The sequence below is a fragment of the Pseudomonas fluorescens genome, assembly GCF_902497895.1.
Lineage (GTDB): Bacteria > Pseudomonadota > Gammaproteobacteria > Pseudomonadales > Pseudomonadaceae > Aquipseudomonas > Aquipseudomonas fluorescens_BP.
On the sequence record NZ_CABVHQ010000024.1, the window covers coordinates 60,047 to 85,679 of the forward strand.

At 60.0% G+C, this 25,633-nt stretch carries 18 protein-coding genes; 10 read left to right on the forward strand and 8 right to left on the reverse strand.

From position 1 onward, the window contains the following. Positions 1–7 precede the first annotated feature (7 nt). Together F8N21_RS14250 and F8N21_RS14255 are read left to right on the forward strand one after the other, a co-directional pair. Entirely contained in the window at positions 8–3,187 is a 3,180-nt protein-coding gene (locus F8N21_RS14250) for an efflux RND transporter permease subunit (RefSeq protein WP_150642741.1), read from the forward strand. Beyond that, positions 3,184–4,608, forward strand: coding sequence for an efflux transporter outer membrane subunit (locus F8N21_RS14255; RefSeq protein WP_150642742.1), 1,425 nt, complete (start codon positions 3,184–3,186; stop codon positions 4,606–4,608). The genes F8N21_RS14250 and F8N21_RS14255 overlap by 4 nt, the downstream gene beginning before the upstream one ends. 324 nt (positions 4,609–4,932) lie before the next feature. On the opposite strand, the gene F8N21_RS14260 is transcribed toward F8N21_RS14255, so the two are convergent. From F8N21_RS14260 to F8N21_RS14270, 3 genes are read right to left on the reverse strand one after another with little or no spacing between them, the layout of a single operon-like run. Continuing rightward, on the reverse strand, positions 4,933–5,886 hold the full coding sequence (locus F8N21_RS14260) for an HlyD family secretion protein (protein ID WP_150642743.1): 954 nt from the start codon (positions 5,884–5,886) through the stop codon (positions 4,933–4,935). Between the two features lie 2 nt (positions 5,887–5,888). Next, complete coding sequence (locus F8N21_RS14265) at positions 5,889–6,092, reverse strand: DUF1656 domain-containing protein (protein ID WP_150642744.1); 204 nt, start codon at positions 6,090–6,092, stop codon at positions 5,889–5,891. Further along, positions 6,082–8,229 carry an FUSC family protein gene (locus tag F8N21_RS14270; protein ID WP_150642745.1) on the reverse strand — a complete coding sequence of 716 codons (2,148 nt, stop codon included), beginning with the start codon at positions 8,227–8,229 and terminating at the stop codon, positions 6,082–6,084. The genes F8N21_RS14265 and F8N21_RS14270 overlap by 11 nt, the downstream gene beginning before the upstream one ends. 236 nt (positions 8,230–8,465) lie before the next feature. Between F8N21_RS14270 and F8N21_RS14275 the strand changes: the two genes are divergently transcribed. The 4 genes from F8N21_RS14275 (at position 8,466) to F8N21_RS14290 (ending at position 14,018) form a co-directional block, all read left to right on the forward strand. Then, entirely contained in the window at positions 8,466–9,365 is a 900-nt protein-coding gene (locus F8N21_RS14275) for a bestrophin family protein (RefSeq protein ID WP_150642746.1), read from the forward strand. Between the two features lie 75 nt (positions 9,366–9,440). Next, complete coding sequence (locus F8N21_RS14280; protein WP_150642747.1) at positions 9,441–10,496, forward strand: tetratricopeptide repeat protein; 1,056 nt, start codon at positions 9,441–9,443, stop codon at positions 10,494–10,496. Between the two features lie 352 nt (positions 10,497–10,848). After that, positions 10,849–12,351, forward strand: coding sequence for an ATPase domain-containing protein (locus F8N21_RS14285; protein WP_150642748.1), 1,503 nt, complete (start codon positions 10,849–10,851; stop codon positions 12,349–12,351). Next, positions 12,348–14,018, forward strand: a complete 1,671-nt coding sequence (locus F8N21_RS14290) for an ATP-binding protein (RefSeq protein ID WP_150642749.1) — start codon at positions 12,348–12,350, stop codon at positions 14,016–14,018. Before F8N21_RS14285 ends, F8N21_RS14290 begins: the two co-directional genes overlap by 4 nt. A gap of 221 nt (positions 14,019–14,239) precedes the next feature. On the opposite strand, the gene F8N21_RS14295 is transcribed toward F8N21_RS14290, so the two are convergent. From F8N21_RS14295 to F8N21_RS14315, 5 genes are all read right to left on the reverse strand, one after another. Next, entirely contained in the window at positions 14,240–14,617 is a 378-nt protein-coding gene (locus F8N21_RS14295) for a response regulator (RefSeq protein ID WP_150642750.1), read from the reverse strand. A 77-nt stretch (positions 14,618–14,694) separates the two neighbouring features. Further along, positions 14,695–15,876, reverse strand: a complete 1,182-nt coding sequence (locus F8N21_RS14300; protein WP_150642751.1) for a hybrid sensor histidine kinase/response regulator — start codon at positions 15,874–15,876, stop codon at positions 14,695–14,697. After that, positions 15,870–16,475 (reverse strand): chemotaxis protein CheB, encoded by a 606-nt coding sequence (locus F8N21_RS14305; protein WP_150642752.1) that lies wholly within the window; start codon positions 16,473–16,475, stop codon positions 15,870–15,872. Before F8N21_RS14305 ends, F8N21_RS14300 begins: the two co-directional genes overlap by 7 nt. Further along, a complete protein-coding gene (locus F8N21_RS14310; protein WP_150642753.1) occupies positions 16,472–17,287 on the reverse strand; it encodes a CheR family methyltransferase in 816 nt (271 codons plus the stop codon). The genes F8N21_RS14305 and F8N21_RS14310 overlap by 4 nt, the downstream gene beginning before the upstream one ends. Next, the gene (locus tag F8N21_RS14315) at positions 17,288–20,776 is read right to left on the reverse strand and encodes a response regulator (RefSeq protein WP_150642754.1); all 3,489 of its coding nucleotides are present in this window, start codon (positions 20,774–20,776) and stop codon (positions 17,288–17,290) included. A gap of 261 nt (positions 20,777–21,037) precedes the next feature. Between F8N21_RS14315 and F8N21_RS14320 the strand changes: the two genes are divergently transcribed. The 4 genes from F8N21_RS14320 (at position 21,038) to F8N21_RS14335 (ending at position 25,471) form a co-directional block, all read left to right on the forward strand. Next, positions 21,038–21,412, forward strand: coding sequence for a response regulator (locus F8N21_RS14320; protein WP_150642755.1), 375 nt, complete (start codon positions 21,038–21,040; stop codon positions 21,410–21,412). Between the two features lie 137 nt (positions 21,413–21,549). Continuing rightward, on the forward strand, positions 21,550–22,839 hold the full coding sequence (locus F8N21_RS14325) for a glycosyltransferase (protein ID WP_150642756.1): 1,290 nt from the start codon (positions 21,550–21,552) through the stop codon (positions 22,837–22,839). A 73-nt stretch (positions 22,840–22,912) separates the two neighbouring features. After that, positions 22,913–23,818, forward strand: coding sequence for an AraC family transcriptional regulator (locus tag F8N21_RS14330; RefSeq protein ID WP_150642757.1), 906 nt, complete (start codon positions 22,913–22,915; stop codon positions 23,816–23,818). A gap of 342 nt (positions 23,819–24,160) precedes the next feature. Beyond that, on the forward strand, positions 24,161–25,471 hold the full coding sequence (locus F8N21_RS14335; protein WP_150642758.1) for an ABC transporter substrate-binding protein: 1,311 nt from the start codon (positions 24,161–24,163) through the stop codon (positions 25,469–25,471). The last annotated feature ends 162 nt before the right edge of the window (positions 25,472–25,633 follow it).

Sequence of the window (25,633 nt, forward strand, 5' to 3'; positions counted from 1 at the left end):
AACTCCAATGAATTTTTCCCAATTCTTCATTTCACGGCCGATCTTCGCGGCGGTGCTGTCGCTGCTGATTCTGATCGCTGGCGCCATCTCGCTGTTCCAGTTGCCGATCAGTGAATACCCTGAAGTGGTACCGCCGACCGTGGTGGTGCGCGCCAACTTCCCGGGTGCCAACCCTAAAGTCATCGGTGAAACCGTGGCCGCTCCCCTGGAGCAAGCCATCACCGGCGTCGAGAACATGCTGTACATGTCCTCGCAGTCGACCGCCGATGGCAAGATCACCCTGACCATCACCTTCGCCCTCGGCACCGATCTGGACAATGCCCAGGTCCAGGTGCAGAACCGCGTGACCCGAACCGAGCCCAAGCTGCCCGAGGAAGTGACCCGGATCGGCATCACGGTGGACAAGGCTTCGCCCGACCTGACCATGGTCGTGCACTTGACCTCGCCGGACAAACGCTACGACATGCTCTACCTGTCCAACTACGCCCTGCTCAACATCAAGGATGAGCTGGCGCGCCTGGGCGGTGTCGGGGATGTGCAATTGTTCGGTATGGGCGACTACTCGCTGCGGGTCTGGCTCGATCCAAACAAGACCGCTTCGCGTAACCTGACCGCAACCGATGTAGTCAGCGCGATTCGCGAACAGAACCGCCAGGTCGCCGCCGGTGCCCTGGGTGCGCCACCTGCACCGAATGCCACGGCCTTCCAGCTGTCGGTCAACACTCAGGGCCGGCTGGTCTCCGAGGAAGAATTCGAGAACATCATCATTCGTTCTGGCGAGGACGGTGAAATCACTCGCCTGAAGGACATCGCCCGGGTCGAACTGGGTTCCAGTCAATACGCCCTGCGCTCGCTGCTCAATAACCAGCCGGCCGTGGCCATCCCGATCTTCCAGCGCCCTGGCTCCAACGCCATCGATATTTCCAACGAAGTCCGGGCAAAAATGACCGAGCTGAAACAAGGTTTCCCCCAAGGCATGGACTTCGACATCGTCTATGACCCGACCATTTTCGTCCGCGGTTCCATCGAGGCAGTGGTGCATACCCTGTTCGAAGCGCTGATCCTGGTGGTGCTGGTGGTGATCCTGTTCCTGCAGACCTGGCGTGCCTCGATCATTCCATTGGTGGCGGTTCCGGTTTCGCTGATCGGTACCTTTGCAGTGATGCACCTGTTCGGTTTCTCGTTGAACGCCCTCTCGCTGTTCGGCCTGGTACTGGCCATCGGTATCGTCGTGGATGACGCCATTGTGGTGGTGGAAAACGTCGAGCGAAACATCGGACTCGGGCTGACGCCGGTCGAAGCCACCAAGCGCGCCATGCGCGAAGTGACCGGGCCGATTGTCGCCACGGCGCTGGTGTTGTGTGCGGTGTTCATCCCGGCGGCGTTCATTTCCGGGTTGACCGGGCAGTTTTATAAACAGTTCGCCCTGACCATTGCGATCTCCACCGTGATCTCGGCCTTCAACTCGCTGACCCTTTCGCCGGCATTGGCCGCGGTCCTGCTCAGAAGCCACGACGCCCCCAAAGACCGTTTCTCGAAGGTGCTCGACAAGCTGTTCGGTGGCTGGTTGTTCCGTCCGTTCAACCGCTTCTTCGATCGTGCCAGCCATGGCTATGTCGGCACCGTCACCCGCGTGATTCGCAGCAGTGGCATCGCCCTGTTGCTCTATGCAGGCTTGATGGCCCTGACCTGGATGGGTTTTGCCAGCACCCCGACCGGTTTCGTTCCAGCCCAGGACAAGCAATACCTGGTGGCCTTTGCCCAACTGCCTGACGCCTCGAGCCTGGACCGCACCGAAGAAGTGATCAAGCAAATGTCGGAGATTGCCCTCAAGCAACCCGGTGTCGCCAACTCGGTGGCCTTCCCTGGCCTGTCGATCAACGGTTTCACCAACAGCCCGAACAGCGGCATCGTATTCACCCCGCTCAAGCCATTCGATGAGCGTACCGATCCAAGCGAGTCTGCCGGTGCCATCGCGGCCGCGCTGAACGCCAAGTTCGCTGATATCCAGGGTGCCTACATCGCGATTTTCCCGCCGCCGCCGGTACAGGGCCTGGGGACCATCGGTGGTTTCCGTCTGCAAATCGAAGACCGGGGCAACCTGGGCTACGACGAGCTGTACAAAGAAACCATGAACATCATCAACAAAAGCCACAGCGTGCCGGAACTGGCCGGCCTGTTCACCAGCTACACGGTGAACGTGCCGCAGGTCGATGCCGCGATCGACCGGGAAAAAGCCAAGACCCACGGCGTGGCCGTCAGCGACATCTTCGACACCCTGCAGATCTACCTGGGTTCGCTGTATGCCAACGACTTCAACCGCTTTGGTCGCACCTACCAGGTCAACGTTCAGGCCGAGCAACAGTTCCGTCTTGAACCGAGCCAGATCGGTCAGCTGAAAGTGCGCAACAACAAAGGCGAGATGATCCCGCTGGCGACCTTCATCAAGGTCAGCGACACCTCGGGCCCGGATCGCGTGATGCACTACAACGGCTTCATCACCGCTGAAATCAACGGTGCCGCGGCGCCCGGCTATAGCTCCGGCCAGGCCGAGAAAGCCATCGAGAAACTGCTCAAGGAAGAACTGCCCAACGGCATGACCTACGAATGGACCGACCTGACCTACCAGCAGATTCTGTCGGGCAACACTGCGCTGTTCGTGTTCCCGCTCTGTGTGTTGCTGGCGTTCCTGGTACTGGCGGCACAGTACGAAAGCTGGAGCCTGCCATTGGCGGTGATCCTGATCGTACCTATGACCCTGCTTTCGGCCATCGTCGGGGTGATTGCCTCGGGCGGCGACAACAACATCTTCACCCAGATCGGTTTGATCGTACTGGTGGGACTTGCCTGCAAGAACGCGATTCTGATCGTCGAGTTCGCCAAGGATAAGCAAGAGGAAGGTCTCGACCCGCTCAGCGCGGTTCTGGAAGCCTGCCGTCTGCGTCTGCGGCCGATCCTGATGACCTCCTTCGCCTTCATCATGGGCGTGGTGCCCCTGGTTTTCTCCAGCGGTGCCGGTGCGGAGATGCGCCATGCCATGGGCGTGGCGGTGTTCTCCGGGATGCTCGGGGTGACCTTCTTCGGTCTGCTGCTGACGCCAGTGTTCTATGTATTGATCCGTCGTTTCGTTGAGCGCGGCGAAGCCCGCAAAGCGGCCAAGGCCCTGAAACTGGAGGCGCAACAATGAGCCTGAAAGCCTTCCTGCCGAGCTTGCTGGTACTGGCCTTGAGTGCCTGCACCGTCGGCCCGGACTATAAGACCCCGGACACGGAGGCGGCCAACATCACGGCCGCCACCGATGGCGCCGCCGGCCAGAAGAACTTCGACCGGGCACGCTTCGAAGGCATCTGGTGGCAGCAGTTCGAGGATCCGACCCTCGACCAACTGGTGAGCAAATCCTTGCAGGGCAACCGTGAACTGCGCGTGGCCTTCGCCCGTCTGCGTGCGGCCCGGGCGATCCGCGATGATGTCAGCAACGACGCCATGCCGACCATCACCAGTCGCGCCAGCAGTGAGCAAGGCAAGGCTCAGCAACCCGGCATCACCGATCAGCGGGTGCACACCGAGCGTTATGACCTGGGCCTGGACATGGCCTGGGAGATCGACCTGTTCGGGCGTATCCAGCGTCAACTGGAAGCCAGCGATGCCGACCAGCAAGTGGCCGCCGCCGACCTCTACCAACTGCAAGTCACCATGATTGCCGAACTGGTGGATGCCTACGGGCAACTGCGCGGCGCGCAACTGCGGGAAAAAATCGCCCTGGCCAACCTGAAGAACCAGCAGGACTCGCGCAAAATCACCGAAGACCTGCGCGAAGCCGGGGTCGGTGATCAGCTCGATGTGGTGCGCGCCGATGCGCGCCTCGCGGCGGTCGAAGCCAGCGTGCCGCAACTGCAGGCCGAGCAAGTGCGTCAGCGTAACCGCATCGCCACCCTGCTCGGCGAGCGCCCGGACAAACTGAGCGTCGACCTCAGCCCGGCGACCCTGCCGGCGATTGCCAAGGCGCTGCCGATTGGTGATCCGGGCCAGTTGCTGCAACGCCGTCCGGACATCCTCAGCGCCGAACGCAAACTGGCGGCAGCCACTGCCCGTATCGGCGTGGCCAAGGCCGACCTGTTCCCACGGGTCAGCTTGAGCGGCTTCCTCGGCTTTACCGCCGGACGTGGCTCGCAGATCGGTTCCTCGGCGGCCAACGCCTGGGCGTTGGGCCCTAGCATCACCTGGGCCGCGTTCGATCTGGGCAGCGTCCGCGCGCGCTTGCGGGCTGCCGATGCTGACGCCGATGGCGCGCTGGCGACCTATGAGCAGCAAGTACTGCTGGCCCTGGAGGAATCGGAAAACGCTTTCAGCGACTACGGCAAACGCCAGCAGCGCCTGCTCTCGCTGATCCGTCAAAGCGAATCGAGCCGCGCCGCCGCCGACCTGGCGCAAATCCGCTACCGCGAAGGGACGGCGGACTTCCTCGTGCTGCTCGACGCCCAACGCGAACGCCTGGCGGCCGAAGACTCCCAGGCCCAGGCCGAAATCGATCTATACCGCGGCATCGTCGCCATCTATAAAGCCCTCGGCGGCGGCTGGCAGCCAGAGACAGTCGCCAGCAATCGCTGATTCAAGCCGCTTTTGAGTCCATCGCGAGCAATCGAGCGTCGACCGACTGCTCCTGCAAGAGCTCCTTTGGTTGGCCGCAACCAACCAGATTCTTTGCCCCGCACCGCATTCGGTCGCGGGGCTTTTTTTGGTTTTTCCCGGATGACCGGGCTCTACGCGGTCCCCCCGTAGCAGCTGCCGAAGGCTGCGTTCGGCTGCGAAGCAGTCGTAAATCCTGGCTGCACGGTTAACCTGAAAGAACGCGGTGGCTGATTTTACGACCGCTGCGCGCTCGAACGCAGCCTTCGGCAGCTGCTACGGACCGTGTTCCAGTCCTGTCGCAGCCTACGGGCCAGTGGTTTCAAGCACCGTGACAGTGGCGGTGGTACCGGCTCTAAGCCGGCCCTTGTCGGCATAGTCAGGGTCAATCTGAATCCGTACCGGCACCCGTTGCGCCAGTTTGACCCAGGTGTAGCTGGGGTTGATGTTGGCCAGTAACCGGCTGCCCGGCGCGTTCTCGCGGTCGGTAATTGCAAAGGCAATGCTCTGCACTACCCCGCCGAATGTCTCGCCACTCATCAGCTGGATTCTGACCCGGCTGCCCTCTTCGATTCTCGGCAGCTTGGTTTCTTCGAAGTAGCCGCTGACATAAAACGAGTCACTGTCGACCAGCGCCAGCAATGCACCGCCGGAGGTGGCGAAGTCGCCCTCGCGGGTTAACAGATTGGTGACGTAGCCACTGACGGGCGCTGCCACGCGAGTACGCTGCAGATCGAGTTCGGCCTGGCTCAGCGCAGCAATGGCCAACTGCACGTTGGCTTGCGCAAGTCCCAGATTGGCCTGGTTCCTCAATAGCTCGGCCTGCGCCACCGCCACTTCGGTGCTGGACTTCTCCCACTCTTCACCGGAGATCGCGAAGCGCTGTTTGAGGGTGCGCCGCCGACGTTCTTCGCTCTGGCGTTGCTTGAGCAGCGCCTCGCTGGAAATGATCGCGGCCCGGGACTGGCCCTGTGTGGCCTGGGCCACTTCCACCGAGCGCCTGGCGTGTTCGACTGCCAGCGCGTAGCGCGCCGGATCGATTTCCAGCAGCAGTTGGCCTTTGTGTACATGCTGGTTGTCCTGCACCCGCAAGCTGACGATTCGTCCGGAAACATCGGCAGAGAGCGTTACCACATCCGCCCGGACCCGCGCATCGCGAGTCCAGGGCGCACGGGTGTAATGCTCCCAGGCAAACCAGCCGAGAACCAGGGCCAGCAGCACAACAATCAGGGTCAGCGATTGGGCAAGGAGCTTGTTCAAGGTCACCAGGCTCCCATCAGTAAAATCACGCTGGCGCAGACGCAGGCATAGAGCGCACCTTCAAACAATGCTTCATGCCAGACGAATTTCAGCCACCCGGCGCGGCGCAAAAGCCAGTCGAGCAGGATGAAAATCGGCAAGGCCAGCAGCAGAGCCTGGGCAATGGGTGGCAGGTAGACGCCACCCACTTCGAAATCAATGGGCAAGGACCGGTGCTCCTGTTTGTGACGGATCCAGCAGATTGCGATAACGCTCGAAAAAGGACGCGACTATCAGCAAGGCGACTCGCATGCGAAACACCGACCACAGCTGTGGGTGAGCGTTCGGCTGCTCGCCGGTGTGCAGATGGTCCAGTTGATCACCCAGCTTGCGCAAGCTATCGAGCAGCGGGGGCAGATCGACGCCGGAGCGGCCGGCAACATACCTGCCCGCCTGGCGAAGCGCCTGCTGCAAGTGATTGCTCAAATCAGCAGAGAGCATCGGGTTGTGCTGCCCTTGTTGCTTCAACTGGTTCATGGCTACCCCCAGCGCCATGCACGCCAGGCTGGCTTCGAACCGTTCGCTCGATTGCCGATCACCCGCCGCCGGCAGCAACCCGAGCATCTGGGTCAGACGGTCGACCATGCGGCTTTCAAAGGCAAACTGTTGCTCGTCCGAGGCCGCGGCATTCAGCAAGGCGTAGACCTGCTCGCGGTTTTCCCGGAACAGCCGGCGAATTCGCAGTTGCGGGTTGAACGGAAAGATCCAGGCATACACCAGTAACGAAAGCACTCCGCCAAAGGTATAGGCCCCGGCGAACTCGAACCACTGGATCGCGGTGTTTTGCCAGGCACCAATGTTCTGCGGCCCGATCATCAGAAAGCTCGAAAGCCCCAGCCCCATGCCGATCCCGGCGGTCATGGGACTCGCCAGCCCTACTGCCACCACATACAGGAGCGGCGCGAGGATCAGCGCCAACCATTCGAAGTCGCCAATCGCCGGCACCAGCATGAACTGATAGACCGCCGAGATCACCAGTGCCAGGCCCAGGCCGCGCATATAACTCTGGCTCGCCAGCAGTGGTCGGGGGAAGGTCGCCATTAGTGAACAGAGGATCCCCACCAGAATCATGCTGGCGCGAGCCCCGTCCCAGGCGGTTTCGATCCAGATCAACCCGGCCGCCAGCAAGGCGCTGAAGGCCCGTGTGGCATTCATCCCGGCCAGACGCCAGTCCAGGTGCAAAGGGTTGACCCGCCCCTGGCGATAGACACAACTGGCCTGGCGATTGTCCTGGATGGCGTCGCTGAGTTCGAGAATCTCCCCCAGTTGCTGCATCAGTCGCGCCTGTTCCCAGCGTAATGCCCAAGCCAGCGAGCGCAGTGTCGCAGGCATGGTTTCGGCGAGCTGTTCGGCCTGTTGCGCCAACTGATCAAAGCGTTGCTCCAGCGCAGCGAATTGCCGACGCGACTCAGCCGAGAGTGAACGCCCCTGTTGGGCCAACTCATCGAGGAACACCAATTCATCTTCGCGCAAGCGCTGGGTTTGCTCGGGAAACGCGCCCTTCCAGCGCTCGCCGATCAGTAGCCGTTGATGCCGCAGGAGGGTCAGGCGCGATGTCAATAACACCAGCTGATTGCCCAGTAATTGCACCAGCCCGTCGGCGGAGCGCAAGCGCGGCGCATCGAAGTACAGATGCCGTCGCAATCCTTCCAGCGCGCTGATCTCCCCAAGCAAGCGCATTTGCCGCTGGTGGAAGTCGGCTTCGCTTTCTTCAGTGCGGACCACCGCCGCGGCGTGGGTCGCCAGCAGTTTGATGACGTGGTCGACCTTGGCAAAATAGCCCCGGGCTACCGCCTCCGGCCGCGCCGTCAGCAGGCTCACCACACACACGCAAGCCACCGCCAGCAAGGTTTCAGTGACCCGGGTAATCGCCAGCAGCAGGGTGTTGTCTTGCTCAGGCACGGCCAATAGCGCGACCACCACTGCCGTGTAGCCGCTCAACACAAACGCCTGAGAACTGGTGTACCGCAGCAAGGTCCCGCCGGCGGTGCACAACGCCAGCCACAGGGCCAGGGTGACAATGAACGGCAACGGCGCCTGAGGGAAGACCGCCATGATCGACACCGCCGCCACCGCACCGAGGGTGGTCCCGATGACCTGGCCGAAACTGCGGGCCAGGGCCATTCCGGCCAGCGGCTGGCTGACAATGATGACCGCCATGATCGACCATTTCGGTTGGTCAAGATCGAACAGGAATGCCAGGTACAAGGTCAGCAGTCCGGCGGTGATGGTTCGCAAGGCGAAGCGCACCACTTCCGGGCCGGGGTTGATCACCACTTTGAAGAAATTGATCAACGGTTGCATGGGGAGGCTCTATCAAATCAGCATCCGGGAATCGAATGAACGCACCTCAAGCAAGCGTAGTCACTGCAGCGCTCCAGAGGGCTCTCCAACAGGAATATCCATCCAGTGCAACGATCATCCAGCTGATCTTCATAGATGCGCTCGATCAAACCGTCAGCCATAGCGATTGGACACTGATTTCCCGGGCTCTTAATCTGAACCCGCTGCGAAAGCGCCTCAACCGAAAAGCCACGCCCATGATTGTCCGTTCCAAGCCGAACCTGATCGGCATCCTGTTTTCCCTCAAAGGCTCGATTGCCCGGCGCATTGCCTTGCGCAGCCTGCTGGTGACGTTGCTGGCCTCGGTGATCGTGCTGGTGGAAAGCTGGCATCCGGCGTGGTTCTCCAGGGTCAACGCCATGCCGTTTACCTTGCTCGGTCTGTCGCTGTCGATTTTCATGAGCTTTCGCAACAACGCCTGTTATGACCGTTGGTGGGAAGGTCGCAAACAGCTGGGCCAGCTGATCATCGAGGTACGCTCGCTGATTCGCGAAACCCAGGTAGTCAAGGGTGGTGACGAGCGCGAGCGTCTGCTGCGCGAACTGTGCGGTTTTGCCCATGGGCTGATTGCTCGGTTGCGCGGTGAAGATGAAGCGGCCGCCTCCAGACCCTGGGTACGTGGGGTGATTGACCACCATCATCCCAATGTCACTGACAGCCTGCTGCAACGCATTGGCGCACGCTGTTCGGCGCTCGCTGAACAAAAGCGCATCAGCGAGTGGCGTTATGTTCAGCTGGAAACCCGACTGGTCAGCCTGAGTCTGGTCCAGGCCAGCTGCGAACGGATCAAGACCACCCCGCTGCCCTTCCCTTACACCTTGCTGCTGCACCGCACGATTTACCTGTTCTGCATCCTGCTGCCCTTCGCCATGGCCGAACCACTGGGTTGGCTGGCACCGATCTTCACGGCGATTGTCAGCTACACCTTTTTCGGCCTCGACGAGATCGGCGATGACCTCGAAGACCCGTTCGGCTTCGATGAGAACGATCTGCCGTGCAACGCGATAGTGCGCACCATCGAACGCGAAGTTCTGGGGGCGCTGGGGCAAGCAGACCTGCCGGCAATACTGGAACCCCTTGATTACGTGCTGAGCTGAGTCCGGGTTTGACTCCCGGCGCCCGCTGACCGAAGCTGACGCCTTTGCAAAAGCTCGCCAGCCCTGGATTCCTGCATGTCCAAGCCCCGCCGCTACCTGTTCATCAGCCTGCTTATCCTGTTTGCCTTCGGTATCGCCTGGTTCTCCCTGCGTAGCACTGCACCAGAGATTTCCCCTGCGCTGAAGCATGGCTACAACAAAGCGCTGGTCCAGGCTCGTAACGGCCAGCCGGGCGCGGCGCGGGTGCTCTATCAGCAATTGGCTCGTGCGGACCTGTCAGACAGCCGACGGGGCGCCCTGCATGCCGAGCTGCCCAACTACCCTAGCCCGCAAGCCTTGAAACTGGCCGGTGCCGACCTGCTCAGCCCCTCGGTTGCAGTTCGTCAGGCGGCTATCCAAAGCATCGTCGGGCTGGTTCCCGGCGGGCCACGAAGTTTGTTGCTTGGGCCGTTGCTGGATGACAGCGATCAACGGGTGCGTTTTGCCGCCGCCGCTGCGCTATTGGGGCTTTCGCCGGACGATTTGGGCTTGTATTTCGGCCCCTTGCAGGAGGTGCTCGAGGAGTATGAGTCAGTGCTCAAGACCCAGCCCGAGAGCATTGAGGCGCAGTACCAACTGGCCCGCCTGCACCTGCACAACGCCGAACTGAAAGAGGCGCAACAGGCGCTGGAACAGGTGCTGCGCCTGGAACCGGACAATCTGCGAGCCGTGGTGCTGCAGGTCGAGGTGCTGGACAAGCAAGGTCAGAGTGAAGCGGCCCGGCAATTGCTCGCCAGACAGCTGCAGGCCCAATCCGGGTCGGCTTACCTGCAACATGCCCTGGGCCTCTGGCTGCTGCATCACGGACAAAGCGAGTTTGCCCTGCTGGGCCTGTCCAAGGCAGTAGAGCTGGAACCGGACAATAACGATTACCGTTATGACCTGGCCACCACCTTGCACGACGAAGATGAACTCGAGGCTGCACAACGCCAGCTCGAAGAGATCGTTCAACGCCAGCCGGCCAATCGCAAGGCGCGGGTGCTGCTGATCAACTACTGGAAAGAATCCGGGCAATTGCAGAACGTGCAAATCCTGCTGGCTCAGCTGGAGCAACAAAACCCGGATGATCCGGCGTTGCAGCAGGGGTTGTAGGCGCTCGTCGGCAGCTCTGAGGTATTGTCCTGAATCTTTGGCCTGAAGATCTCCCTTGTGGCGAGGGGGCTTGTCGGAACGCCGCATCGCCCCGTTCGGCTGCGAAGCAGTCGTAAAGTCGGGGCACGCGGTGTGCCTGATACAACGCGTTGCAGGTTTTAGGGCCGCTGCGCGCCCCAGCGGGGGCAAGCCCCCTCGCCACAAGGGTCCGCTCCAGACGCAATTTCCGGACAAGTCTTCAGCCAGCAAATAAAAGGTTGAACCGTCACAGTGCCCCAAGGTCAAGTGAGAATGCAGCGATTTCGGGCTACCCGGCCAGCTGCACGCTTACCCCGTCACGTGAGGGCATTTTTTGTCTACCTCTAACGAGTTGATCAACGTCAAAGCCGCCACCGGCATCGAAGGACTGGATGACATTCTTTCTGGCGGACTGACACGCGGCCATGTGTTTTTGCTCGAAGGCGAGCCCGGGACCGGCAAGACCACCATTGGCTTGCATTTCCTGTTGGCTGGAGCCCGGGCCGGCGAACGCTCGCTGTATATCACGCTGTCGGAAACCGAGCGCGAGCTGCGTCAGGGAGCACTGTCCCACGGTTGGGAGCTGGACGAAAACATTCATATTTTCGAGCTCACGCCCCCTGAAAGCCTGCTCAATGGCGAGCATCAACAAAGCCTGCTGTACTCCTCGGACCTTGAACTGGGCGAAGCCACCCGGCAGATTTTCGACATAGTCGAGCGGGTAAAACCAACCCGCGTGGTGCTCGACAGCTTGTCCGAGATTCGCCTGCTGGCCCAAAGCTCATTGCGTTATCGGCGGCAGATCCTGGCGATCAAGCACTATTTCGTGCGCTATGACGCCACCGTCCTGCTGCTGGACGACCTGACCACCGAAGCCCTGGATAAAACCGTACACAGCGTGGCCCACGGGGTTATCCGCCTGGAAGAACTGACCCCCACCTATGGTGCGGAACGCCGACGGGTCCGGGTGGTGAAGTATCGTGGGCAAAAGTACCGCGGCGGTTTCCACGACTTCACTATCATGGGCGATGGCGTGCACGTGTTCCCACGCCTGGTGGCCGCCGAACATCGCGGGTCCTATGTCCGTCGCCAGCTCAGCAGTGGCCTCGAGGAAATGGATGCGCTGCTGGGCGGCGGTATCGAAACCGGTTCCAGTACCTTGATCCTCGGACCGGCCGGGACCGGTAAATCGCTGATCACCATGACGTTCGCTGCCGCGGCAGTGGCTCGCGGCGAGAAGGCCGCGCTGTTCATCTTCGACGAAGAGCTCGGCCTGTTGTTCGAGCGCATGAAGAATCTGGGTATCGATCTGCAAGCGCTGCAAGCCAGCGGCAATTTGCTGATCGAACAGGTGGATGCCGCGCAATTGTCGCCTGGCGAATTCTCCTGGCGCGTTCGCCGTTGCGTCGATGAAGGCAACATCAAGACCGTGATCATCGACAGTATCAACGGCTACCAGGCAGCGATGCCCGAAGAGAGTGCCCTGGTGCTGCACATGCACGAGTTGTTGCTGTACCTCAATCGCCAAGGTGCCGCGACCTACATGACCGTCGCCCAGCATGGCCTGGTGGGTGACATGCAGGCGCCCGTCGATATCACTTACCTGGCCGACACGGTGATCCTGTTGCGCTACTTCGAAGCGCTGGGCAAGATCCGCCGGGCGATCTCGATCATCAAGAAACGCACCGGCAGCCATGAATCGACCATTCGCGAATACCGCATCAGCGGCCTTGGCCTGACCATCGGCAAGCCGCTGGACGCGTTCCAGGGAGTCCTGCGCGGCGTTCCCACTTACCTGGGCGCCGGGAGCCCACTACTCAAGGATGAGGATCAATGACGGATCTTGAACCCGCTTGTGCGCGCGCGATTATTCTCGCGCCCATGGGGCGTGACAGCCAGCTGGCGCTGACGTTGCTCGACCAGGCCGGGTTCAGCGGCGTCGCAGCCCGGGATCTCGGCGGGTTATGTGCCGAGCTGGAACAAGGCGCCGGTGTGTTGATCATCGCCGCCGAAGCCCTGCTTGGCGCGGATCTCGGGCCTTTGATCGGCTACCTCGAACAGCAGCCGGCCTGGTCGGACTTGCCTATCGTGCTGTTGACTCACCATGGTGGCCCGGAGCAGAACCCGTCCTCGAGCCTCGGGGCCCGATTAGGTAACGTCACCTTCCTCGAGCGACCTTTTCACCCGGTGACCTTGATCAGCCTGGTATCGACTGCCCTTCGCGGCCGATGTCGGCAATACGAAGCCAGGGACCGGTTGATTGACCTCAGTGAAAGTGAGCAACGTCTGCAGAACACCCTGGAAACCCTCGAACAGCAAGTCGAGGAGCGTACCGCCCAGTTGCGCCACAACGAGGAAGCCTTGCGTCAGTCGCAGAAGATGGAAGCGGTCGGGCAACTCACCGGCGGTATTGCTCACGACTTCAACAACATGTTGACCGGGATTATCGGCAGCCTGGAATTATTGCGCAGGCGTCTGGCCCGCGGCCGTACCGAGGATCTGGACAGCCTGATCGATCTCGGCGTGACCTCGGCCAACCGCGCCGCCGGCCTGACCCATCGTTTGCTGGCGTTTTCCCGTCGCCAGTCGCTGGATTCCAAGCCGGTGAAAATGAACTCGCTGGTCATCGCCATGGGCGAATTGCTGCAGCGCAGTCTCAACGAGAGCATTCACCTGGACATGCAATTGGGCGAGCAACTGTGGGTGGCCGAAGCCGACCCCAACCAATTGGAAAGCGCCCTGCTCAACCTGGTGCTCAATGCCCGGGATGCCATGCCCGATGGCGGCAGACTGGTGGTCGAGACCTTCAACCAACATCTGGCTGGCGGTTTCGGTGAAACGCAGAACAATCTCGAACCGGGCGATTATGTGGTCTTGAGCGTCAGGGATTCCGGCTGCGGCATGCCGGAACACATCATCAACCGTGCCTTCGATCCGTTTTTCACCACCAAACCGATTGGCCAGGGCACCGGACTGGGCCTGTCGATGATCTACGGCTTCAGCAAACAATCCCACGGTCATGTCACGATCCACAGCGAGGTCGGCAAGGGCACCACGGTGAACCTGTTCCTGCCGCGCTTTTGCGGCGACCTGGGGCCAGACGCCGTACTTGATCAACCGCTGGCGCCCTCTGCCAGAAAGGGCGAAACAGTGCTGATCGTCGAGGATGACCCGGCCGTGCGTGTGCTGGTCAGCGAGGTATTGAGCGAGTTGGGGTATGCCTTTGTCGAAGCGGGCGACGCCAGCAGCGCGATGCCGATTCTCGACTCCAGCCAGCGTATCGACCTGCTGATCAGCGATGTAGGCTTACCGGGGATGAACGGCCGGCAACTGGCGGAAATCGGCCGACAGTTCAGGCCGGGCCTCAAAGTACTGTTTATCACCGGCTACGCCGAGCACGCCGCAGTGCGCGGTGGTTTCCTCGATCCTGGCATGCAGATGATCACCAAACCCTTCACCTTCGATCTGCTGACGGCGAAAGTTCGAGAGATGATCAGTGCCTGAATCGAGACGCCAATCTCGTAGCGCCGCCGAAAGCTGCGTTCGACCGTAGCAGCTGCCGAGCCTGCGAGGCTGCGTTCGGCTGCGCAGCAGTCGTAAATCCTGCGCACGCGGTTTGCCCGACAGATCGCAGCGCCTGGTTCTACGACCGCTTCGCGGCCGAACGCAGCCTCGCAGCCTCGGCAGCTGCTACGAAAAGCGCGTCATGCCCTTCGGCCCTGTCCTTATGCCAGCATTTCTTGCATTTTCTCTTGCAACTTATTCAGGTCGAAGGGTTTTTCCAGAATCGGCGCAGTCCGGGTGATGGGGCTGCCGGACTCGCGGATTTCCGCCGCATAACCGCTGATGAAGATCACTTTCAGGTCCGGGCGCAGCTTGACCGCGGGCTCGGCAATCATCACCCCGGTGATGCCGCCGGGCAGTCGATAGTCGGTAATCATCATGTCCAGATGCGGTTTGCTGGCCAGAATCTCGAAGGCCTGCTCGCCGTTCTCGGCTTGCAAGACCCGATAGCCCAGGCCTGACAGGTAGTCGGCGAGCAGCATCAGGATTACCGGTTCATCTTCGACAATCAATACGACGTCTTGTGCATCTTCACTCATGGGAAGCCTTTGTTCGGTAGTAGCTGCCAGATACGACCATAGGGTCAGGCAGAGGTTGCGTTCCGTGCGGCGGTTTTCTAGAGCGGTAGACAAACGCGAAATAACGAGCCTTGGTGAATCTTGCTCTCAACGGTGATGGAACCACCATGGGCAGCAACAATTTGCTCGGAAATAAACAGCCCAAGACCCAGCCCGGCCACTGCGGTTTTCGCCGACACCCGCTCGAACTGCTGAAAAATTCGCTTCTGGTTCTCTTCGTTGATGCCAATGCCATGGTCACGCACTTCGACGCGTGCCTGGCCGTTTTCGGCATACACCCGTACATCGACCGCGCCCTTGGCGCCATAGCGCAGGGCATTGGTCAGCAGGTTGGACACCACCTGCTCGATACGAAATTCATCCCAGTTGCCTTCTACCGGTTGCTCCGCGAGGAAACTCACCGAGGATTCGGCCTCGTCGATCTGCGGCGCGAAATTTTGCAGCAGGTTGCCCACCAACTGCGTCAGATCAAAGCGACTGGAACGGATCGACAACTTGCCGGTGCGGATCCGCGAGACATCGAGCATGTCCTCGATCAGTCGAATCAGGCTTTTAATCTGGCGCTCGTCGCGATCGACCATCGCGTGCATCTTGTCCAGGGTGAAGGCCCCGGCGTTATCCCGGGCCAGGTGCATCTTGCGTAACTGGGTTTCCAGGATCAGCCCGTTCAACGGCGTACGCACTTCATGGGCGACGATCGACATAAAGTCATCGCGCATGCGCACCGCTTGCTCGAGTTCGTTTTGCGTAACCTGCAATTGCTGGAGCAAGGCTTCCTGCTCACGGCGGCTCTGTTCCAGGGCTTCAACCTGCTGCTTCATGGCCTTGCTTTGCCGATACAGTTCGACAAACACATTGACCTTGCTTTTCACCGCATGGATATCCAGCGGCTTGTGCAAAAAGTCCACGGCCCCGCTTTCGTAGCCCTTGAACGCGTAGTTCAGGTCACGGCCGGCGGCGCTGACGAACACAATCGGAATATTTTTGGTTTTTTCAGTGCCACGCATCAACTCGGCCAGTTCGAAACCATTCATGTCCGGCATCTGCACGTCGAGAATCGCCAGGGCGAATTCGTGTTGTAGCAGCAGGGACAGGGCTTCATCGGCGGACAGGGCTTTGTACACCATGCGGTCTTCACGCTTGATCAGCGCTTCGAGGGCCAACAGGTTCTCCGGCAGATCGTCAACGATCAACAGTTTGGCCGGGATATTAATTAGCATTCGATTCGTTCCAGCTCGACAAGCAAACGGCTGATGCCGCGCAAAGGGAGAATATGATCCGGCTGGTGCAGCGCCAGGGCGGCATCGGGCATGATCGACACCTGGGCCTCCTGCGGGTCCTGAACTACGGTCAAGCCGCCACGACGTTTGACCTGCGCCAGGCCACGCGCACCGTCCTGATTGGCGCCGGTCAACAGCACGGCGGCCAGACCCGGGCCATAGGCGTCGGCGGCAGACTCGAACAAATAGTCGATGGCCGGACGTGAATGATGGACCCGGTCTTCCAGGCTCAAGGACAGGCTCCGGTCCTGCTCCACCGAAAGGTGATAGCCGGGTGTCGCGAAATACAGGGTTCCGGGTTCGATGAGTGCCTTGTCCCGGGCTTCCTTGACCGGCATCGACACGCGCCGGGCAAAGACTTCCGCCAATTGGCTGCGGCGCTCATCGGGCAAATGCAGCACGACGATGATCGGCAAGCTGAAACCCTGGCCCAAGGTCCTGAAAATGCTCAGCAAGGCTTCGACTCCGCCGGCCGAGGCGCCGATGACGATGGCCTCGACCCGAGGCAGGTGGGTTCGCTTGGCCGGGCCGGTGTTCATGATTTGCGGTAGATCCGTTCTTGTTTGACCAACGGCTCGAACTGCTGGCCATAGGCGGAAAACTCCAGGGTTTCCTTACTGCCCAGTACCAGGAAGCCCCGATGACAGAGGGACTCGTGAAACAATCCGAAGGCGCGATCCTGCAACTTTTTATTGAAGTAAATCAAAACGTTGCGACATGAAATTAATTGAGTTTCGGAGAAGACACTGTCGGTCGCCAGGCTGTGATCGGCGAAGGTCACGTTGTCGCGCAAGGTCTTGTCGAAAATCGCATAGTCATAGGCTGCAGTGTAGTAGTCGGCGAACGAACACCGGCCGCCGGCCTGCTGATAGTTATGGGTGTAGGCGCGAATATTCTCCAGCGAGAAGATCCCCTGCCTGGCCTTGTCCAGCGAGTGCGGGTTGATGTCGGTGGCGTAGATAATGGTCCGCTCCAGCAGCCCCTCTTCGCGCAAGAGAATGGCCATGGAATAGACCTCCTCTCCGGTGCTGCAACCGGCGATCCAGATCTTGATCGAGGGCCAGGTCTTGAGCAGCGGCACCACTTCCTGGCGAATCGCCAGGAAATGCGATGGGTCGCGAAACATCTCGCTGACCGGGATGGTCAGCAGTTGCAGCAGCTGCATGAACGCCGTCGGGTCGTGCAGCACCCGCTCCTGCAACGCAGAGATGGTCTTGCACTCGAACTGGTGCAACGCATGACTGACCCGGCGCTTGATCGAAGCGCCGGAGTAATCGCGGAAATCGTAGCTGTACTTGAGGTAAATCGCTTCGATCAGCAACCGCAGTTCGATCTCGGTATTTCGCTCCACTTAGATTCGTTCCATCTTCGGTAACCACACGCGAATAAGCGAGAACAGCCGATCCAGGTCGATGGGCTTGGCCAGGTAATCGTTGGAGCCGGCCGAAAGGCAGCGCTCCTGATCGTCTTTCATGGCCTTGGCCGTCACCGCGATGATCGGCAGCTTGCGCCAGCGCGGATCCTTGCGAATCTCGATGGTGGCCTCGAAACCGTCCATCTCCGGCATCATCACGTCCATCAGCACCAGGTCGATGTCATCTATTTCATTAAGCCTCTGGATCGCCTCGCGGCCATTACGACCAATCACCACGATTGCACCCTTTTGCTCAAGGGCACTGGTGAGGGCGAAGATATTGCGTACGTCGTCGTCCACCAGCAGCACCTTGCGCCCCTCGAAGACCCTGTCGCGGCTGCGGGCGGTCCTGAGCATATTCTGCCGTTCATGGGACAACCGGGATTCGACTTTGTGCAGAAACAGTGTCACCTCATCGAGCAGGCGCTCAGGCGAGCGCGCGCCTTTGATGATGATCGAGCGCGAGTACTTGCGCAGCTCGGCTTCTTCATCACGGGTCAGGTTGCGCCCGGTGTAGACGATCACTGGCGGGAACGAGCAGATGTCTTCGGTGGACATGCGCTTGAGCAAGTCGTTGCCGAGCATGTCCGGCAGCTTCAGGTCGATGATCATGCAGTCGTAAATAGTGCTGCGCAGCAGGTCCAGCGCCTCCTGGGCCAGGCCGACCGCGGTGATCTCGATATCGTCATCGCCGATCAGCCGGGCAATGCTGTCGCGCTGCACATCGTCGTCTTCGACCAGCAGCACCCGTTTGACCTTCTGGGTCAACTTGGCCTCCAGGCGAGCGAACACGTCCTTGAGTTCTTCGCGGGTGGTGGGTTTGACCGCGTAACCGACAGCGCCCAAATGCATGGCGGCTTCGACGCGGTCCTCGACAGAAATCACATGCACCGGAATATGCCGGGTCTGGGCATGTTCCTTGAGGCGTTGCAGCACCGTCAGCCCGGAATGGTCCGGCAGGCGCATGTCGAGCAGGATCGCGTCCGGGATGAACTGGGTGGCGAGGCTGTAGCCTTCGTCGGCACCGTGGGCCACCAGGCAGTGATAACCCAGCTCATGGGCCAGATCGAACAGAATGTGGGCGAAGTTCGGTTCATCTTCCACCACCAGTATGCAGCGAGTGGCAAACGGTGCCTTGGCGCGGTCATCGGCAAACCGGGGAATCCGCACTTCGCTGATCACCGGCAAGGGGGCGGCCGTGATCGCGGCTGGAGCGCCAGTGAATGCCGTGGCCTGGGGTTCGCTCGGCTGTTCGCCCGGTTCGACGTATTGCTCTGGCAGCACCAGGGTGAAAATACTGCCCTGCCCGGGCTCACTGGTGACGCTGATGGAGCCGCCGAGCAGCGCTGCCAGATCGCGGGAAATCGACAGGCCCAGCCCGGTGCCGCCGTAACGGCGGTTGATGGTGCCGTCGGCCTGGCGGAAGGCTTCGAAGATACTTTGCTGCTGCTCCGCGGCGATACCGATCCCCGAGTCGCGCACGGTGAAAACAATGCCCCCGCCCGGCTGGCGAGAGACGGTCAGGCTGATGTTGCCTTTTTCGGTGAACTTCAACGCATTGGACAGCAGGTTCTTGAGGACCTGCTCAAGTCGTTGGCGGTCGGTGAAAATCATCTGTGGCGCGCCGTCCTGGATTTCGACCGCGAGCTCCAGATTTTTGTCCGCGGCCAATGGCTGGAACATCCCGCGCAAGCCTTCCACCAGGCGCGCCACATGGGTATTTTCCGGGCGCATTTCCAGCTTGCCGGCTTCGACCTTGGAAATATCCAGAATGTCGTTGATCAGGATGAGTAAGTCGTTGCCGGCCGAGTAGATCGATTCGGCGAACTTGACCTGCTCGGCACTGAGATTCTCCTGGGGATTTTCCGCGAGTAACCTGGACAAGATCAACGAGCTGTTCAGTGGCGTGCGCAGCTCATGGGACATATTGGCGAGGAACTCGGATTTGTACTTGCTTGAGCGCTGCAACTCCAGCGCGCGCTCCTCCAGCTGTACCTGGGCTTCACTCAATTCGCCATTCTTGCGGTCCATGGCGTCGCGCTGCTCAGCCAGGACCAGGGCCTGCTCGGCCAACTGCTCGTTGGTCTGCTCCAGTTCGACCTGTTGGGTCTCCAGGTTGGCCTGGGACTCCTTGAGAATCCGCGACTGCTCTTCAAGCTCTTCATTGGAGGTCTTGAGCTCTTCCTGCTGCACTTGCAGTTCTTCATTGAGTTGCTGGGTCTGGGCCAGCACTTCCTGCAAGCGCTGACGATAACGGGAGGCTTCGATTGACGTGCCGATATTGTCGGCAATCAACTCGAGCAATTCGATATCGCGGTCGGTCAATGCCCGCAGGAAACCCAGCTCAATAACCCCATTGACCTGCTCATCGTTGTTGGTCGGCACCACCAGCACACAACGCGGCGCCCCGTCACCCAGCGCGGAGCTGACTTTGAAATAGTCGCCAGGCACATCGTCCAGGCGCAGGATACGGTTCTGCTGGACCGCCTGGCCGACGATACCTTCACCACTGAAAATCGCCTGTCCCCGTTCTTCCTGCTCACGGGAGAAACCGTAGGTGGCCACACGTTTGAGACCCCCTTGTTCTTCGCGTACATACATGGCGGCGACAACGCTGCCCAGGTATTGCGCGCAAAACTGCAGAATATTGCGCCCGAGCACGTTCAGCGTCAGTTGCCCAAGCACCTGTTCGGCCAGTTCGGTCTGACCATTGCGGAGCCAGGCCTGATGTTCGAGACGCTGTGCACTCTTGCGTTGCGACTCGAGATTTTCTCTGTAACTGTTTGAAAGGCCTAGTAAATCCTTTCGACCAAAATAGGCCAGCATTGCGCTAAGACCGAGCACGAACAGCAAATAAAGGCTGACGGTCAGCACAGTGGTGCGACTGACTTGCTCATTGCGGTTGGCCCGTAGTTGCCGCTCCATGGCAATGAATGCGTCATATTCCTTGCGGGTCTCGTCCGTCAGCCGCTTGCCCCGGCCCGCTTGCACAATCGCGCGGTAATCACCGTTTTGCCGACGCAGATCAATTATCATCTGCCCATAGTTGTTCCATTCGTTCTGCAAGGATTCCAGACGCTGGAGCCGGTCGACCTGGTCCGGGTTATCCGCGACCAGTTGCTGCAGGTTGCGCAGTTCGCTGATGATCCGCGGCTTGGCCACTTCATAAGGGTCAAGGAAGTGCTCGTCGCCGGTGATCAGGAAACCGCGCATTCCGGTTTCCAGATCGACGGTCAGCTTGGCCGCTTCATTGGCGTTATTGATCACTCGATCGGTATGCTCCACCCACTGGATCACCGACAGCAAATAAGTGATCAGCGAGACGAAAAACACCGCGCTGAGTACACCGACACCCAACGGCAGACTGACGTTGCGGCTCAAGAGCTTGCGAAAACTCTGCTCGTCAACCGAAGACGGAGGGGTCATTTGAAGGCCTTGATCAAGGATTAAAAACCAAAGAGTTTGCCCCAAAGTCGGGCGCAACAACTATTTTTCTGACAGCTTAGCGCGCAATTTCCTACGGCGTGACTGCCCAGGCTCAGGCAGACCGGTTATTCTGGCAAGCCATTGTACAGCTATGCTTTTTTGTACAGCGTCGGGAACTTGTCGGGATCCGCCAATTACTCATGCAAAAGGCCGGATATTTCACCACCCGGCATTCGCGACTTCATTTTTCGAGAGCCCGACATGTCCACAACCTCCTCCACCATCCTTGTAGTCGAAGACGACAATATCGTGCGCATGCTGATCGTTGACGTGCTTGAAGAACTGGAGTTCAAGGTGCTTGAAGCCGATGGCAGCGAAGCGGCTTTGAGCCTTCTCGAGGACGGCGGACAGCACATCGATCTGTTGATGACTGACGTCGGGCTGCCGGGCATGGACGGCAAAGAACTGGCCGCCCGTGCTCGCGAGTTGCGACCCGGGCTGCCGATCCTGTTTGCCAGCGGCTATGCCGAAAGCATCGAGGTCCCTGCCGACATGGCGGTCATCGGCAAGCCCTTTTCCATCGATCAACTGCGGGACAAGGTTCGCGACATGCTGGCCCAGGCAAAAACCCGCTAACGATAACCACCGACTCATTCTCACTGGACGCATCAGCCATCGGGCTATCGTTGCCTGTTGCGAGCATCTGTGTGTACCTGTGATTTAATTGCACCCCTCGCGAAACCCTCCCCCTGCCCGTATCAAGGAATTGCCCCATGAGTCAGCCCGCCGCAACCAAAGTCCTGGTCATTGGTTACGTCTGGCCCGAGCCGCGCTCATCCGCCGCCGGTGGTCATATGATGCAGATCCTCGATACTTTTTCGCAGCAAGGCTGGGACGTCACTTTCAGCAGCCCCGCGGGTATCGGCGAGCACAAGGCCGACCTGCTCGCGCTGGGCATCCGTGAATGCCCGATCGAATTGAACAACAGCAGTTTCGACTCCTTTGTTGCCGAACTGGCGCCGGATATCGTGCTGTTCGATCAGTTCATGATGGAAGAGCAATTCGGCTGGCGCGTGGAGAAACACTGCCCGGGCGCCCTGCGCGTGCTGGAAACCTCGGACCTGCAAAGCCTGCGACATGCCCGTCACCAGCGGCTCAAGGATCGTCTGAAGGCCAGCGATGACCGGGATGACTTCAGCAGCTTGTTTGCCCCGGCCCTGCGCGAGGAGTTCGAACACATGGCCGACACCGACCTGGCCAAGCGGGAGATTGCCGCACTCTACCGCTGCGATCTGAACCTGATGATTTCCGAGGTGGAAATCGAGCTGCTGGTCGAGCAGTTCAAGGTGCCACGCTCGCTGCTGCATTGGTGTCCGCTGATGCTCGACAATCCTCCCGGGGAGTTTTTACCCTTTGAAGACCGCGCGCATTTTCTGAGCATCGGCAACTTCCGCCACGCGCCGAACTGGGACGCGGTGCTCTGGATGAAATCCACCCTGTGGCCGCTGATTCGTCGGCAGCTGCCTGGCGCGCAGTTGCATATCTATGGCGCCTACACCCCGCCCAAAGCCACCGCGTTGGACAATCCGGCCGAGGGCTTTCACATCATGAACTGGGCCGAAGACGCCTTGCAGGTCATGTCCGGCGCACGGATCTGTCTCGCTCCGCTGCGTTTCGGGGCCGGGATCAAAGGTAAAATTGTCGATGCCATGCTCTGCGGCACACCCAATGTCACCACGCCGATTGGCGCTGAAGGCATGCACGGTGAACTGCCCTGGCCGGGCGCGATTGCCGAGAGCGCGACGGCACTGGCCGAAGCGGCAGTCTGCCTGTATCAGGACCAGGCTGCATGGTCTGCGGCCCAGGACCAGGGACGAGTGTTGTTGGCCGCCCGCTACAGGCAACAGATACACGGCCCGGCATTGATCAATCAGCTGGAACTGTGCCGCGAGAATCTTCAGTCGCGGCGCCGGGACAACTTCACCGGCAGCATGCTGCGGCACCATCACCACAAAAGCACCCAATACATGGCGCAGTGGATCGAGGCGAAAAACCGCGGTTGAAAGTCTCGGGCTGGCGAGGTTGGCTGCAAGGAGGCATTATCGTTTCAGCGATAACAATAAGAACGGCCCCAGCATGACCCGAGCAGCGAGAATCACCGACCCGTCCTATGAATTGATGGACGACCACAACGGGTTGTCCATCATCTACCGCCAGCACGGTTTCCCCTGTCCGCTGGTGCGCTGGCATTTCCACAAGGAATACGAGCTGCACCTGATCGTCGCCAGCTCCGGCAAGGTGTTCATCGGCGACTACATCGGCAACTTCTACCCCGAAACACTGTTCCTCACCGGCCCCAATCTGCCGCACAACTGGATCAGCCAGATTGCCGGGGACGAAGTGGTGCCCAAGCGCGACATGCTGGTGAACTTCACCGACGAGCTGTTCGAAAGCGGGCATCAGGTCTTCACCGAGCTGAAGGCCCTCGCGCCCTTGCTCGAACGCGCGCAATACGGAATCGAATTTCGCGGCAAGCACACAATCCACCGGGCAATGACCTTGATGCAGCGCATCGCCGATTCCACTGGGGTGACCCGGCTCGGGCATTTTTTCATTCTGCTGGAACTGCTGGCGGCGAGCGACGATTACCAGTTGCTCTCGGGTACGACCACCGCGCAACTGGCCGATGAACACAACGTCGACCGTACCAACCGCGCCGTGGATTACATCTTTGCTCATTACACCCGCGAACTGCCCCTCGAAGAAGTCGCCGAACATCTGGGCATGAAGCCCACCTATTTTTCCCGGGTGTTCAAGCACGCCACCGGCCGCTGCTTCATCGAGTTCGTCAATCGCTTGCGCATCAGCAAGTCCTGCGAGCTGCTGGCGGACGGCGACAAACCGGTCACCGATGTATGTTTCGAGTCCGGGTTCAACAATATTTTCAATTTCAACCGGCGTTTCCAGCAGCTCAAGGGCATGACCCCTTCGCATTATCGGCGCCTGGCGGTGCAGCGGTTGACCGAGCAGAATCGAGGGTAGAGCCAGATCAAAAAATCAATAGATCAATAGATCAATAGATCGCAGCCTGCGGCAGCTCCTACGCCGACCTTGTCAGCACGTAATCCCCGAAAAAACGCCAATCCCCGTAGGAGCTGCCGCAGGCTGCGATCTCTTGATCCTGAGGTTTAGCTGAATCGTTTATGCCTGTTTTAGCCCTGCTTTTTCATCCAGTGCAAAATAGTATCGATTCACGTGTCATGGATGATTTGTCATCGCGTCGTTTGAGGGCTGTAATCAGCCCACATTCTTCATTGTCTGCGGAAGACACAAAAACAATAACTGTCCTTCTGCTGCCCGCCGGGCGCAGAAGAGGAGTGCGCGATGAAACCCTCGGTAAAAGCTCTGCTTGCCTGTACCTGCATGACCCTCAGCGGCGTCAGCCTGGGCGCACAAACCCTGACCATTGCCACGGTCAACAATAGCGACATGATCCGCATGCAAAAGCTCTCGAAGACGTTCGAAGCCGAGCACCCGGAAATCAAGCTCAATTGGGTGGTGCTGGAAGAAAACGTCCTGCGCCAACGCCTGACCACCGACATCGCCACCCAGGACGGCCAGTTCGACGTATTGACCATTGGCATGTACGAAGTCGCACTCTGGGGCGCCAAGGGCTGGCTGGAGCCGATGAAGGATCTGCCCGCTGCCTACGACCTCGAGGATATCTTCCCTGCGGTGCGTGAAGGCCTGTCGGTCAAGGGCAGTCTCTACGCCCTGCCGTTCTACGCTGAAAGCTCCATGACTTACTACCGCACCGACCTGTTCAAGGACGCCGGCCTGACCATGCCCGAGCGGCCGACCTGGGAGCAGATTGGTGAGTTCGCCGGCAAGCTGACCAAGCCCGATCAGGAGCAGTACGGCATCTGCCTGCGGGGCAAGGCCGGCTGGGGCGAGAACATGGCCGTGATCACCACTCTGGCCAACGGTTTCGGCGCGCGCTGGTTCGATGAAAAGTGGCAGCCGGAGTTCAATGGTCCGCAATGGAAGAACGCGCTGAACTTCTACGTCGAGACCATGAAGAAAGCCGGCCCGCCCGGCGCCTCCAGCAATGGCTTCAACGAAAACCTGGCGCTGTTCAACAGCGGCAAATGCGCGATCTGGGTCGATGCCAGCGTGGCCGGCTCCTTTGTCACCGACAAATCCCAGAGCAAGGTCAGCGAACACGTCGGCTTTACCTACGCGCCCCATCAGGTGACCGACAAAGGCACCGCCTGGATGTACTCCTGGTCACTGGCGATCCCGGCCAGCTCCAAAGCCAAGGACGCGGCGAAAACCTTCAGCGCCTGGGCCACGTCCAAGGAATACGGGGCCCTGGTGGCCGAGAAGGACGGTATCGCCAACGTTCCACCAGGCACCCGCGCCTCGACCTACAGCGAGGCTTACATGAAAGCCGCGCCGTTCGCCAAGGTGACCCTGGAATCCCTGAAGGTCGCCGATCCGACCAAACCCACCCTCAAGCCAGTGCCTTATATCGGCATCCAGTTGGTGACCATTCCCGAGTTCCAGGCCATCGGCACCCAGGTCGGCAAGCTGTTCGCTGCTGCACTGACCGGCCAGACCAGCGTCGACCAGGCCCTGGCGGCGGCCCAACAAACCACCGAACGAGAGATGAAGCGCGCCAGTTACCCCAAGTAACCCCCGCAACCAATGTGGGAGCGGGCTTGTGTGGCGAGGGGGCTTGTCGGAACGCCGCATCGCCCCGTTCGACTGCGAAGCAGTCGTAAAAACCGGTCACTGCTTATTAATTCAAGATCGCGGTGACTGGTTTCAGGGGTGCTTCGCGCCCCAACGGGGGCA

Bases quoted from the DNA above. Each gene is read 5' to 3' on its own strand.
- F8N21_RS14255 (WP_150642742.1), top strand. From the start codon at position 3,184: ATGAGCCTGAAAGCCTTCCTGCCGAGCTTGCTGGTACTGGCCTTGAGT.
- F8N21_RS14290 (WP_150642749.1), top strand. From the start codon at position 12,348: ATGACGGATCTTGAACCCGCTTGTGCGCGCGCGATTATTCTCGCGCCC.
- F8N21_RS14320 (WP_150642755.1), top strand. From the start codon at position 21,038: ATGTCCACAACCTCCTCCACCATCCTTGTAGTCGAAGACGACAATATC.
- F8N21_RS14280 (WP_150642747.1), top strand. From the start codon at position 9,441: ATGTCCAAGCCCCGCCGCTACCTGTTCATCAGCCTGCTTATCCTGTTT.
- F8N21_RS14270 (WP_150642745.1), bottom strand. From the start codon at position 8,229: ATGCAACCGTTGATCAATTTCTTCAAAGTGGTGATCAACCCCGGCCCG.
- F8N21_RS14250 (WP_150642741.1), top strand. From the start codon at position 8: ATGAATTTTTCCCAATTCTTCATTTCACGGCCGATCTTCGCGGCGGTG.
- F8N21_RS14275 (WP_150642746.1), top strand. From the start codon at position 8,466: ATGATTGTCCGTTCCAAGCCGAACCTGATCGGCATCCTGTTTTCCCTC.
- F8N21_RS14315 (WP_150642754.1), bottom strand. From the start codon at position 20,776: ATGACCCCTCCGTCTTCGGTTGACGAGCAGAGTTTTCGCAAGCTCTTG.
- F8N21_RS14335 (WP_150642758.1), top strand. From the start codon at position 24,161: ATGAAACCCTCGGTAAAAGCTCTGCTTGCCTGTACCTGCATGACCCTC.
- F8N21_RS14330 (WP_150642757.1), top strand. From the start codon at position 22,913: ATGACCCGAGCAGCGAGAATCACCGACCCGTCCTATGAATTGATGGAC.
- F8N21_RS14300 (WP_150642751.1), bottom strand. From the start codon at position 15,876: ATGCTAATTAATATCCCGGCCAAACTGTTGATCGTTGACGATCTGCCG.
- F8N21_RS14325 (WP_150642756.1), top strand. From the start codon at position 21,550: ATGAGTCAGCCCGCCGCAACCAAAGTCCTGGTCATTGGTTACGTCTGG.
- F8N21_RS14305 (WP_150642752.1), bottom strand. From the start codon at position 16,475: ATGAACACCGGCCCGGCCAAGCGAACCCACCTGCCTCGGGTCGAGGCC.
- F8N21_RS14295 (WP_150642750.1), bottom strand. From the start codon at position 14,617: ATGAGTGAAGATGCACAAGACGTCGTATTGATTGTCGAAGATGAACCG.